Source organism: Cyanobacterium sp. (genome assembly GCF_054166785.1).
Genome location: NZ_JBSZCP010000018.1, coordinates 94786 through 107139 on the forward strand (window position 1 = coordinate 94786; position 12354 = coordinate 107139).

The 12354-nt window shown below is 38.9% G+C and carries 13 protein-coding genes and 1 tRNA gene; 9 read left to right on the forward strand and 5 right to left on the reverse strand.

Annotation, left to right across the window (positions count from 1 at the left end):
* Nucleotides 1–37 precede the first annotated feature (37 nt).
* Nucleotides 38–1312 (reverse strand): serpin family protein, encoded by a 1275-nt coding sequence (locus tag ACXITR_RS02920; RefSeq protein ID WP_457995733.1) that lies wholly within the window; start codon nt 1310–1312, stop codon nt 38–40.
* 164 nt (nt 1313–1476) lie between these two features.
* Here ACXITR_RS02920 and ACXITR_RS02925 point away from each other — a divergent pair.
* Nucleotides 1477–1563 (forward strand) — tRNA-Ser (locus ACXITR_RS02925).
* Nucleotides 1564–1672: 109 nt separating this feature from the next.
* Nucleotides 1673–1909 (forward strand): NifU family protein, encoded by a 237-nt coding sequence (locus tag ACXITR_RS02930; protein WP_457995734.1) that lies wholly within the window; start codon nt 1673–1675, stop codon nt 1907–1909.
* An 85-nt stretch (nt 1910–1994) separates the two neighbouring features.
* On the opposite strand, the gene ACXITR_RS02935 is transcribed toward ACXITR_RS02930, so the two are convergent.
* Nucleotides 1995–3215, reverse strand: a complete 1221-nt coding sequence (locus ACXITR_RS02935) for an FAD-dependent oxidoreductase (protein WP_457995735.1) — start codon at nt 3213–3215, stop codon at nt 1995–1997.
* 289 nt (nt 3216–3504) lie between these two features.
* Between ACXITR_RS02935 and ACXITR_RS02940 the strand changes: the two genes are divergently transcribed.
* The 4 genes from ACXITR_RS02940 to psbM all read left to right on the forward strand — a co-directional run bounded on the left by ACXITR_RS02940 (nt 3505) and on the right by psbM (nt 6360).
* Nucleotides 3505–3993: a hypothetical protein gene (locus ACXITR_RS02940; protein WP_457995736.1), complete on the forward strand. Its 489-nt coding sequence runs from the start codon at nt 3505–3507 to the stop codon at nt 3991–3993.
* Between the two features lie 89 nt (nt 3994–4082).
* Nucleotides 4083–4853 carry a type I methionyl aminopeptidase gene (gene map, locus ACXITR_RS02945; protein ID WP_457995737.1) on the forward strand — a complete coding sequence of 257 codons (771 nt, stop codon included), beginning with the start codon at nt 4083–4085 and terminating at the stop codon, nt 4851–4853.
* Nucleotides 4854–4937: 84 nt separating this feature from the next.
* Entirely contained in the window at nt 4938–6149 is a 1212-nt protein-coding gene (gene ctpA / locus ACXITR_RS02950) for a carboxyl-terminal processing protease CtpA (RefSeq protein WP_457995738.1), read from the forward strand.
* Between the two features lie 106 nt (nt 6150–6255).
* The gene (gene psbM / locus ACXITR_RS02955; RefSeq protein ID WP_015221999.1) at nt 6256–6360 is read left to right on the forward strand and encodes a photosystem II reaction center protein PsbM; all 105 of its coding nucleotides are present in this window, start codon (nt 6256–6258) and stop codon (nt 6358–6360) included.
* A gap of 158 nt (nt 6361–6518) precedes the next feature.
* Here psbM and ACXITR_RS02960 read toward each other — a convergent pair whose 3' ends face one another.
* From ACXITR_RS02960 to ACXITR_RS02970, 3 genes are all read right to left on the reverse strand, one after another.
* The gene (locus ACXITR_RS02960; protein ID WP_457995739.1) at nt 6519–7157 is read right to left on the reverse strand and encodes an LON peptidase substrate-binding domain-containing protein; all 639 of its coding nucleotides are present in this window, start codon (nt 7155–7157) and stop codon (nt 6519–6521) included.
* A 175-nt stretch (nt 7158–7332) separates the two neighbouring features.
* Nucleotides 7333–8754 (reverse strand): type I glutamate--ammonia ligase, encoded by a 1422-nt coding sequence (glnA, locus tag ACXITR_RS02965; protein ID WP_457995740.1) that lies wholly within the window; start codon nt 8752–8754, stop codon nt 7333–7335.
* 371 nt (nt 8755–9125) lie between these two features.
* Entirely contained in the window at nt 9126–10424 is a 1299-nt protein-coding gene (locus tag ACXITR_RS02970) for an aminopeptidase P N-terminal domain-containing protein (protein WP_457995741.1), read from the reverse strand.
* Nucleotides 10425–10612: 188 nt separating this feature from the next.
* Here ACXITR_RS02970 and clpS point away from each other — a divergent pair, with 188 nt between their 5' ends.
* The 3 genes from clpS (at nt 10613) to ACXITR_RS02985 (ending at nt 12282) form a co-directional block, all read left to right on the forward strand.
* Entirely contained in the window at nt 10613–10903 is a 291-nt protein-coding gene (clpS, locus tag ACXITR_RS02975) for an ATP-dependent Clp protease adapter ClpS (RefSeq protein ID WP_457995742.1), read from the forward strand.
* Nucleotides 10904–11021: 118 nt separating this feature from the next.
* Entirely contained in the window at nt 11022–11885 is an 864-nt protein-coding gene (locus tag ACXITR_RS02980) for a CPBP family intramembrane glutamic endopeptidase (protein ID WP_457995743.1), read from the forward strand.
* Nucleotides 11878–12282: an MgtC/SapB family protein gene (locus ACXITR_RS02985; protein WP_457995744.1), complete on the forward strand. Its 405-nt coding sequence runs from the start codon at nt 11878–11880 to the stop codon at nt 12280–12282. Before ACXITR_RS02980 ends, ACXITR_RS02985 begins: the two co-directional genes overlap by 8 nt.
* The last annotated feature ends 72 nt before the right edge of the window (nt 12283–12354 follow it).

Genomic DNA, 12354 nt, shown 5'->3' on the forward strand with positions numbered 1-12354 from the left:
GTAATAGGAATTTACTGCTCACTGCCCACTACCCACTTTATAAATTATCCACAGTACCCATAAATAAAATAGTATCCGTTGCCTCATCCTGAATCGCATAAAAGAAAGGACGATTTACCGACATTTCAAAAGGAGGATTTACAGGTAAAGAAGTAACCCTAACCCCAATAGAAGTTACCGCAGCCGCCTCAGTACCCTCCTCATTTACATCGATAAAAGTCTTATGTTTTACCTCATTAACCAACACAGACTCATCGGTTAAATTAGAAAAATTCGCTTGGTCAGTAAAAGCCTTAGAAAGCCCTAATTTTTGAAGAACATCATTCAAAGAAATATCATATTCTAGGGTAAATTTTGGTAAACGAATTAGCCCATCTTGACGACTTAAATTAGCAGTCCATTCCTGCCACACCTGTCCATCCAACTGTTCTAAAATAGCATCTAAGCTAGAGTCCTCTTGGGGTAAAACCACATACATCGCCAAATCTTCCGACTCCCCATAGGGTAAGCGAATCATTTGTAAATCATCATTTTCCCCATAGGCAAAATTTCCTTCCCGACTCATTAAAGGATGTTGGATAACCTCTCCATTAGACTGGGTAAAGTCCATATCTTCGGTTAACTCAGGCTCAAACGCTTGTTGCCATTCACCATTAAAATAAATCGCATTAATCAAAAACAGAACATCTTCAGGGGTAATTGATTCAATAATACTCGTAATCTTTTCCTCTGTGGCATCACTCACCCAGTTATTAATCGTATCCACCGCATCAGGGCTATCAAAATCTAATGCCGATACCTCACTTTGATAGTATTCTCTATTTTGAGCCAAAAAATCTGGTTTAATGGGGAAACCCTCTCGAATCCAAAGGGAATTGTTAATAGAAAGAGTATTTTCCCCTTGATTCTGTAATAAGTTTTGTAAAAGTTTATATTGTTGATTGATTTCAGGAAGACTAATTTCTTGTAACTCTAAAACCCTTTTAATTTCCTCCCTCGTTTCACCATCAGCACCATTATTTAACAAATTTAAAGCAATGGAAACACTAGGAGCAGAAATCAAAATATTTCCATTATCATCTTGTTCCCTAATAGTAGAAAACAACTTAAAAGCAAAATCACGGTTAGCATTAACCACTCTCTCATCTAACTGATCATGGTCAGACTCTTTCATCTCAGTGGTTTCCCTTTCTGCATGTACCGCATTATTAGTGGTAAAAATTCTATCTAAATTAGGATTAGTTGCCACAAAACTAGCCGTTAATAGTAAAATGGTTGCCAGTAATATTTTGCCTTGGTTATTGTTTAGCATATTTTTTTATTAATTATTATTCATAATAATAGTGGATAGCATAACACTAAAATAGTTGTGAAAAAACCATCAAATTATACAATATACACTTCTACTTAGACCCATTAATTAAAGATTTAGTTCCCAATAATTTCACTTTTTGCTATAATTATTTGTTGAGATATGGAGAGGTGGCAGAGTGGTTGAATGCGACAGTCTCGAAAATTGTTAAGGGGTAACACCCTTCGGGGGTTCGAATCCCCCCCTCTCCGTTTACCTAAATAATAGTCCTCTTTAATAATAGGTGTTTAAAGTAGAGGACAGGTAAATTAGTTATCATAAAAGAATATTGGATCGAAACTTTTATTAAAGGAGATTTTTATGGCTTTAGCTTTGACCAATGAAAATGTAGAACAAGTATTAGATGATTTACGCCCTTATTTAATGGCTGATGGTGGTAACGTTGAGTTGGTGGAAATTGATGGCCCTACGGTAAAACTAAGACTACAGGGAGCTTGTGGCTCTTGTCCTAGTTCTGCCATGACCTTAAGAATGGGCATCGAGCGTCGTTTAAGGGAATATATCCCCGAAATTGCTGAAGTAGAACAAGTTATATAGGACTTTTCAAAATACCCTCATCTTTATCTTAAAGACGGGGGTACTGTTTATTATTATTTATTATCTTGGTTGCTCAAACTATCCATTACTTGAGCAGGAAACGCCAACTATCCGCTTCAAAAGGCTTACCTTTTAACATTCTGTTCCAATAAATCCACGGTAGAGCATATTTTTTCACCATCCACATACTAGCTCTTTCTTTGGTAGGATCGAGAGGAAAACTAGGGGTAGGCTCTTTGGTGTAGTCAAATTCTGCCATGATAGTTTTACCGTACCCAGTAATGAGGGGGCAACAAGCATAACCAGCATATTTATCAACGGGGTTTTGTTTTGCCATTAATGATAGTAAATTATTTACCACCACAGGGGCTTCTTTCCGAATGGCAGCAGCGGTTTTGGAGGTAGGAATAGAAGAAGCATCTCCGAGGGCAAATATGTTGGGATATTTGTTATGTTGACAGGTATAAGCATCGACATCTACCCATCCCCCTTCATTGCCGATCGCACTGGAGCCAATAAAATCAGGAGCTTTCATAGCAGGAGATACATGGATCATATCATACTTAATAGTCACATTTTCGCCACCATCAACAGCAAAAACAGCCTCTTTTGTCTCTGGCTTTAACTCAATTAAATTATGACCATACCTAACATCAATATTTTTACGCTCAACAATTTCCTCTAAAGGCTTACAGTAGGCAGGCACACCAAACATTTTCCCCGTGGCATTGGCATAGATGATGTTTGTTTTATCCCTAACCCCATTTTTAGCAAAAGTCTCCTCCGCCATGTACATAATTTTTTGAGGGGCCCCCGGACATTTAATCGCCCCCGCAGGAAAAGTGAAAATAGCCGTACCACCCTTAAAACTATTAATAGTTTCCCAAGTATAGTCAACAACTTCTTTAACATAATTAGACGTAACGTGATTTTTGCCCACGGTATCCCGAAAACCAGCAATACTATCCCACCTAATTTGTACTCCAGGGCATACTACCAAATAATCATAACTAAAAACTTGACCTGTTCTAGTGGTGACTTGATTTTGTTGAGCGTCAACATTTTCCGCAAAATCCTTAATCCAAGTTACCCCACGGGGAATTAACTTATCCTCGTGTTTTACCGTATCCTCAAACTCATACTCTCCTCCCCCGACTAAAGTCCAAGCAGGTTGATAATAGTGATTTTCCGAAGGTTCAACAATAGCAATCTTAAGGCTACTATTTTTTCTCATCAATTGAGATGCCACAGTAACTCCTGCTGCCCCCCCACCAATGATTAATATTTGAAAAGATTTATTACTCATAGAAACTAAAAAAAAGTTGCCTCGGCAACTCACGAAATTAATTATATTAACCTACTCTAGTGTAGAATATCCCTTCATTCAAGGGTTTATTTCTTTATATTTCTTTGAGATTTGAAGGTAAAATAATGAAGACAGAAGAAGCATCACTTGATGATGACAAAAATATCATTGAACTACCACAATCATTAAGCAGTCAAAACAGTAGCACCATCTGCCACAGCAAAAAAAGTTACATCAGAATTTAGCAAAGCCAAAATTAATAATAATAATCAACCACCATAAGCCCCCCATGTTAACCCAACATCGCCCCGTTTCTATTTCCTATTTATCCACTAATCTGAATTTATTAGCACAACTTACCACCATTGCAACTATTTATCAGCGCCAAGAAGATACCTTTCACTTAGTCCTCAAAAACGTTGATTTTCATGGGGTAGAAAAACATACAGGGGATAATCAACAATCAATTCCTTCCAAAAACAACCAAAAAAACCTGATTTGGCTCGAAATTTCTCCCTACCGAGTTATCATGACTCAACAACATCAAAGCCAACTAAACTATCGACACTTTTGGGAAAAAGGGGTTTATGGAGTGAGTAGATATTGGTTAAACACCAAAGAAGAAAAATTTTGCAATCAAAAGATATATATGCGTAACTATACTCGCAACTTAACCATGATTGGGGGTAATATTCCCGAATCCCTGAGAATTGACTATGAGCTATGGACTAATAACCTTAACCTAGGACATTATATATTACACCTCGAAATTAACTGAAATTAACCCACTCATCCTGAAACTACCATATCTTCTGTAAAATAAGAATATAGTTAAGTTTTATTTACAATTAGCAAGAGATAAATTAAATGGGTAACGAAAATATAGTGCTTCTATCCTCCCGAGAAATTGAAAAGATGCGTCAGGCGGGAAAATTAGCCGCACAACTATTAGAACATTTGGGCAAAATGGTTAAACCGGGGGTTAGCACCTATGAAATTAATGAAGAGGCGGAAAGATGGACAAAAGCCAAAGGGGCAGTCAGCGCACCTTTAAACTATGGTAATCCTCCTTTTCCTGCATCTATTTGTACCAGTGTTAATGAGGTAATTTGTCATGGTATCCCTAGTAAAAGCCATATCTTGAAAGATGGGGATATTATTAATATCGATGTAACTCCCAAATTAGACGGTTATCATGGGGATACTTCTAAAACTTTTTTTGTGGGTAATCCTTCCCCTAGCACCAAAAAATTAGTGGAGGTGACGGAAGAGTGTCTATATCGTGGTATTAATGCGGTTAAACCCAATGGCAGAATCGGGGATATTGGGGCGGCTATCCAAGAGTATGCGGAAAGTTGTGGTTTTTCGGTGGTGCGTAATTTTGTGGGCCATGGTATTGGTAGGGTTTTTCATACTGCCCCTCAAGTGCCTCACTATGGCAAAAAGGGTACGGGGAAAAAAATTCGTCCGGGGATGGTGTTTACCATTGAGCCTATGATTAATGAAGGTACATGGGAATCGGATATATTAGATGATAATTGGACTGCGGTAACAAAAGATCGTAAATTATCGGCTCAGTTTGAGCATACTATTGCGGTAACTAAGGAAGGGGTCGAAATTTTGACGGTAAATAAATAGATGGATTACCCTTAAGGTATTTTGGATGTTTTCGGAAAATATTAATATTTTATTTTTCAGCTTTTTTTACTGTTACTATTTACTATGAAAAAATTTGTTCTTTGTTGCTTAGTTATTTTTTATATTTTACTGTCGGGAATTGTGGGAGTACCCAATGCCTATGCGTTTAGTGAGGAGGAAAAACTGGTACTTCAATGTTGGCGGTTGGTGAATGAAGCCTATGTGGATAATTCTTTTAATGGTCAAAATTGGTGGAATTTACGCCAAAAAATTTTAAGAAAACCTTTAGGGAATCGTGAGGAAACCTATGGGGCGATTCGGGAAATGTTGGCAACGTTGGATGATCCTTATACTCGTTTGTTGCCCCCTGAGCGCTATCATGATTTACAAATCACTACTTCTGGGGAACTATCGGGGGTTGGTTTACAAATTAGTATAAATCCTGAAACTAAGCATATTGAAGTGGTTTCTCCTTTGCCTAATTCTCCTGCGGAAGATGCTGGTATTCACCCCAAGGATGAGGTGATTAGTATTGATGGGGTGAGGGCTGATACTCTTTCTTTGGATGAGGCGGCTAGTCGCATTCGGGGTAAGGTGGGTACGGAGGTTACTTTGGAGATTAAGCCCCAAGATAAGGATACTATTAATGTATATCATTTAAGGCGCGATCGCCTTTCGTTGAGTTCTGTAATGAGTCGTTTGGATGATTCTAACCCTGATTTTCCTGTGGGTTATTTACGGTTGAATCAGTTTAGTGGCAGTGCTACGAAGGATTTAGCCCATGCGATCGCACTTTTTGAAAAGCAGGGGGTAAAGGGTTATATTTTAGATTTACGGAACAATCCGGGGGGTTTATTACAAGCGGGGGTAGAAATTGCCCGTTTATGGTTAGAGCCTAGTACCATTGTTTATACGGTGAACAGACAGGGTACCATGGGTAGTTATGATGCCCTCGGAGAGCCTATTACCAAAGCGCCTTTGGTGGTATTGGTTAACCAAGGTACCGCTAGTGCCAGTGAAATTTTGGCTGGGGCATTGCAGGATAATGGCAGGGCTGTTTTAGTGGGGGAAAAAACCTACGGTAAAGGGTTAATTCAATCTTTATTTGAGCTTCCCGATGGGGCTGGATTGGCGGTGACGGTAGCTAAATATGAAACCCCGAAACATAAGGACATCAACAAACTAGGTATTGCCCCTGATTTGGTGGTATCCCAAGAGCCTATTAACTATTTTGAAATAGGTACCGATAGTGATTTACAGTACCAAAGGGCGATCGCCTCTTTACACCAATCGTAATATTTCTTAATATTCACAACCCATAGATAGTAACCCTTGATTGAATCTAAAAAGCTAAATTGTGATATTCTAGTTACCGTTAGTTTAAAATCTGAAAAATAAAAAAATGCAAGTTAACGATTTAGGTTTTGTTGCCACTCTACTATTTGTACTTGTGCCCACTGTTTTTCTCTTAATTTTATATATTCAAACAGGAAAAAACGAAGCATAATAGAATATTTTTACCTTGACTTTGCAAAGAAATTAAGACTATCAGAAGAATACAAGGAAACAAATTCTTGTAACTTTATCCTAGTTTTTAAACCTTGCAAAGTCAATTATTTCTATTCACAAAATTTTATTAATAGCATTTTTAGTTAAAATATCTCATTAATTAAAAGCATCCTTTAAAGCAGTACGAGCCGCTAAATTTCCCCTAGTAGTTACCAAAATATCCGCCTCCCGTTGTAAACGCTCCGCAGTATCTTGCATTTCTAATAATACCTGTTGCTCTACTGCCACACCATATAAATTACTTGCCACCCAGTAAGATAACTCCATGGGGGTAGTGGGTAAATTTTCAGGCAACTCAATTTTTTGATCCGTTAATTTAGCAGAAAGGGTAACCACATCCGTTAGTAAAGTTTTCACCTCATCGGCTTTCCCCTGCAAACTTTCTTGGGTTGGTTTATCTTCTATCCATTCCACCAAACCCACTCGGTAGGGCTTTTCCCTCACATATTCCAATACCCTAAACCTTTGTTGTCCTAAAGTAAGAACTTTCATGCGATCATCTGGTAAACGTTCAAAATGGATAATCTCCGCACAACAACCAATATTCGCAATTTCCCCATTAGTCGGATCGATCATTAATACTCCAAAACGGCGATCGTACTCTAAAATGGTATTCATCATCATACGATAACGAAATTCAAAAATATGTAGAGGTAACGGGCGCCCCGGGAATAAAACCACTTCAGGCAGAGGAAACAATGGTAATTCTCTAACAGCGATGGAAGATGATGTCATAGTTTTAAGTTTTGTTATGCTCTTTTTTCTAATTTAACGGATTTTGAACACTATTAGAGAGTTTATTCTGCTTATTTCCTAGGGTTTGATGAAAAAGTGAAACGGTGGGGAGTCGCAAAAAAAAGGGACGCAACCTAAAATTACGCCCCCTAAAACCTAAATTTCCAAAAGAATTTTACACATCATAATATAAAGCGAACTCATAGGGATGAGGACGGAGACGTAAGGGGTTAACCTCCGTGTCTAACTTATACTCGATCCAATTTTCGATAAATTCCATGGTAAATACACCACTATCGATTAAGAAATCATGATCTTTTTCCAACGCTTCGAGCGCACCTTCTAAAGATGCAGGGGTAGAAGGAATTTTGCTCAACTCCTCAGGGGATAAATCATAAATATCCACATCCAAAGGCTCTCCTGGTTCAATTTTATTTTTGATACCATCAATACCAGCACAAAGCATGGCAGCAAAAGCAAGGTAAGGATTACAGGTAGCATCAGGACAACGGAATTCTAAACGCTTGGCTTTGGGGTTATCTCCACACAAAGGAATACGCACAGAAGCAGAGCGATTACCTTGAGAGTATGCCAAGTTTACAGGGGCTTCAAAACCTGGTACAAGACGCTTATAGGAGTTGGTGCTGGGGTTGGTAAAAGCAAGGAGGGCAGGGGCATGTTTGAGAATACCACCGATGTAGTATAAAGCCATATCACTCAAACCTGCATATTTATCTCCAGCAAATAAAGGCTTACCTTCATTCCAGATAGATTGGTGGGTGTGCATCCCAGAGCCATTATCGTTAAACAAGGGTTTGGGCATGAAAGTGGCACTCATACCGTATTTTTTAGCTACGTTTTTAATGACATATTTGTAAGTCATCAAGTCATCGGCCGCCTCTACCAAAGTACCAAATTTGAAACCTAGTTCATTTTGTCCCCCAGTGGCTACCTCATGGTGATGTTTTTCGATGGGTACACCACATTCTGCCATGGTTAATAACATTTCCGTACGAATGTCTTGCATGGTATCGGTGGGAGATACGGGAAAATATCCTTGTTTGTAACCGGGTTTATAACCTAAGTTACCCCCTGCCTCTTCCCTACCAGAGTTCCAGCGCCCTTCAACGCTATCTACATAATAATATGCTTTGTTTTCGGTTTGGTCGAATCTAACATCATCAAAGAGGAAAAATTCCGCCTCAGGACCAAAGTAGGCAGTATCACCAAGACCAGTGGAAGCTAGGTAGTCTAAGGCTTTGTAGGCAATGCTACGGGGATCTCTGGAGTACCATTCCCCTGTGCGAGGTTCTTTGATACGACAAATCATGCTGAGGGTAGGCTCTTTGTAGAAAGGGTCGATCCATGCGGTGTCGGGATCTGGTACCATTGCCATATCGGAGTCATTAATGGCTTTCCAACCACGAATACTAGAACCGTCAAAGGGTACACCTTCGGTAAAAGAGGTTTCGTCTATTTGATCATAGTAAAATGTACAGTGTTGCCATGTACCGGGTAGATCGATAAATTTGAGATCAATCATCTTAATCCCGTTGTCTTTGATCATTTGTAAGACTTCTTGGGGAGTTTTAGCCATTAATAAATTCTCCTAATAGTTTTTAATGAAATATCCTTCTCAAAGGTATTATCCTAAGTATTCTCTTGATTTCGTTTTGTAACTTTTTATACCAACTAAATTATAATTTGCTTTAAATGTCAATTTTTTTTTTAAGCAATAGATATTAGTGAAAGTTTATTTTAGGGAGGAATACCTTATGTATTTAGGGATTCTAAACTATAATTTATTTTCTTATTTTTTTCAAGACTTTATTTATGGGGCTTTTGCTATTTTTTTTGTATTTAACTATTTGAATTATTTTTGCATAAGGAATTGTTCAACATTTACTGGGGGCAAGGGGGTTAAACCCCCTGTGATATACAATATTTTTAGTTTTGGGGAAGTCGCTATTATTTGCCTACGGCGGAGGTTAAAACTTCGTTCCCTGTTTTGGTAATAAGTACATCGTCTTCTATTCTTACGCCAATGCCTTTCCAATGGTCGGGAATTTCGGGTTGTCCTTCGGCGGGGGTGATGTAGGGAGAGATATAAATCCCCGGTTCGACGGTGAGAACGTTTCCTGCTTGCAGGATTTGCCAGTTTTCTTGGTCTTGTTTATAGTTCCCTACGTCATGGACATCTAACCCTAGCCAGTGTCCTGTACGGTGCATATAAAAGGGTTGATATTTGTTCTCTTTAATAATTTCTTCGGTGTCTCCTTGGAGTAGTTTTAGCTCTTTTAGTCCTTCTACTAATACTTCTACGGCTTTATCATGGTATTGGTTATAGGTGTTTCCTGGTTGTACCTGTGCGATCGCACTTAATTGGGCTTCTAAGACCAAATCATAGATGGCTTTTTGTTCGGGGGTAAAATTACCTGAAATGGGGAAAGTACGGGTAATATCGCCATTGTAGTAGCCAAAACTAGCCCCCGCATCAATGAGCAGTAAATCTCCCTCCTCCATTCGGCGGTTATTTTCGATGTAATGTAAGACACAGGCATTAGCGCCCGAGGCAACGATGGAAGGATAGGCAGGGCCTTCACAACCAAAAGAACGAAAAATATACTCAATTTCCCCTTGAACTTCGTACTCATAACGGCCGGGGGCAGCAAATTCTTTCGCCTTGATGTGAGCCTTTGCAGAGATGGAAGCCGCCTTGCGAAGCATTTCAATTTCCGTGGCACTCTTGACCATCCGTAGGGGGTGTAAAATATAGTTAGAATCCTCCATAGCCTTCGGCCCATAACCATTACGAGGATATTTACCCACCAACCGTTGCCAATGGTGGAGGATTTTTTGGTTAAACTCTTGATCCCTTCCTAAATGGTAATAAATGCGATCGCCTGTTATCAAATATTCAGGCAACTTAGCATCCAACTCCTCAATGGGAAAAACCGCATCAGCCCCAAACATTTCCTTAGCCCCCTCAACCCCAGCACGATAACCCGTCCAAATTTCCTGAGCCAAATCCTTCGGCTGTACAAATAAAATAAAACGATGCTCACCATGATTCGGAGCAAGAATAGCCACCGCTGAAGGCTCATTAAACCCCGTCAAATAGAAAAAATCACTATCCTGACGATACACATATTCCACATCATTGTGCATTACCGCCATGGGGGCGCTGCGAAAAACCGCCACTCCCTTGCCCATCTTCGACATCAAAAGTTCACGACGTTGAGCATATTCTTGTTGAGCAATCATCATCAAATCTTGTAAAGAAATATTAAGGTTAATCGTTCTATTTTAACACCCAAGCCCAAATACAGAATCCATAACAGCCATCACCGAATACCTAATTTTTTTGATAACATATATCATTAGGGCTAATTGTGAAAAAAAGACCACCGCCCATAAAATAAATTATTTATATAAAAAAGTTAGGAGGTTTTTTAATGTCCACTCAGGTTATCAATAAACCAGACACCAAGTCTAACACTAAACGCAGACATGACCCCGGTTATAAAGTGCTACTCCATAACGATAGTTACAACACCATGGAATATGTCGTTCAAGTATTAATGGAAACAGTCTCCCTTAGTGAGCCTCAAGCCGTTAGTGTAATGATGGAAACCCATCAAACTGGAGTTGGTTTAGTTACCACCTGTGCCTTAGAACATGCAGAATTTTATTGTGAAAGTCTCAAAAGTAAAGGTTTAACCAGTACCATCGAACCCGCCGAATAATTTAGTTTAACCGTGAGTATTACAGCGCAATAACTACTTCTATTGGTGGTGCAAAATATTAATCATCCCCCAGCAAAATAAATAAACTGCGATATAATTTAAGCTAATTTAAAGATTATTGCAGAATAAGGCTATTTTCGACTTGTTATTAAGTAAAATTCATAATTATCCTATCGTACCAAGGGTGGGGATTTTTATCCTTGCCCTTGCCCTTCTTTGGCTTCCCTTTGCTACCCCAGTCTATCTTACGCTACAAAATCAAGACGAAAACCTAACTACCATCATCACCATGGCAATGTTATTTATTGCCTTCTTAATATTGGTCAAATTTTGGGGTAAATATGTCTATAAAAATAATCATATTTTTCGTTCCTATGGTTTAGTTAATAGTCGTAGAAATTTTATTCACTTGATCATCGGTTTTTTGATCAGTTTTGCCATAACATGGTCATTATTTGGTTTACAAGCACTATTTGGCTGGGTTACTTTTCATGCCCCCACCACCAACATCATTTACTTATTAATAGAAGGATTTATTAGCGCCCTTTTTATCAGTTTTGCTGAAGAATTATTTTTTAGGGGGTGGTTATTATCAGAATTAGAAAGAGATTTTTCTGCTCCCACCACCACCGCTATGAATGGACTGATATTCGCTGTGCTACACTTTATCAAACCCCTAGAGCAAATCATTCGTGGCATCGTTACCTTTCCAGCTTTAGTGGTATTAGGTTGTGCATTGGTGTGGGCAAAACGTAAACATAAAAATCTATTAGGCATCTGTATTGGTTTCCATGGGGGATTTGTGTGGGGTTATTATGTACTAAACGTAGGGGAAATGCTCACCTATACTGACGTTGTACCCCAATGGATTACAGGCATAGACCAAAATCCCATTGCAGGGTTGATGGGCTTAGGTTTTTTAATCGTGTTTGCCCTGTTTAATATGCCAAAGCAACCACAAATTATCAAACATAATGAATAGTTTAATGTTAATCAAATTATCCACCGCCATGATATTGGGCGCGCTTTTGGGGTTAGAAAGGGAGTTGCGCCAAAAGCCGGGGGGAGTAAAAACTAATGGTCTAGTATCCTTAGCCTCCTGTGCCTTTGTTTTAATTGTAGAAGAAGTTGACCCCACAGAAAAAGCAAGGGTAATCACAGGAATTATTCAGGGGGTAGGGTTTATTGGTGGTGGCTTAATTCTTAAGGGGGGTAATAATGCAAAGGGGTTGACGGGGGCTGCAGAAATTTGGATTTCGGCGGGGGTTGGCTTGGCTTGTGGTGTTGGTTTATGGCGTTTAGCCATCACATTACTATTACTCTGTCTAATTTTGCTGAAGGTTATGAAAATGGCATTTCGTAAATTTAACGGTAATTAAAAACCTTTTTTACCCTGGTGGTAGATCTTTTTTCGTGCTAATTCAGCTATTATCTACTTAACAGTGTGCAAA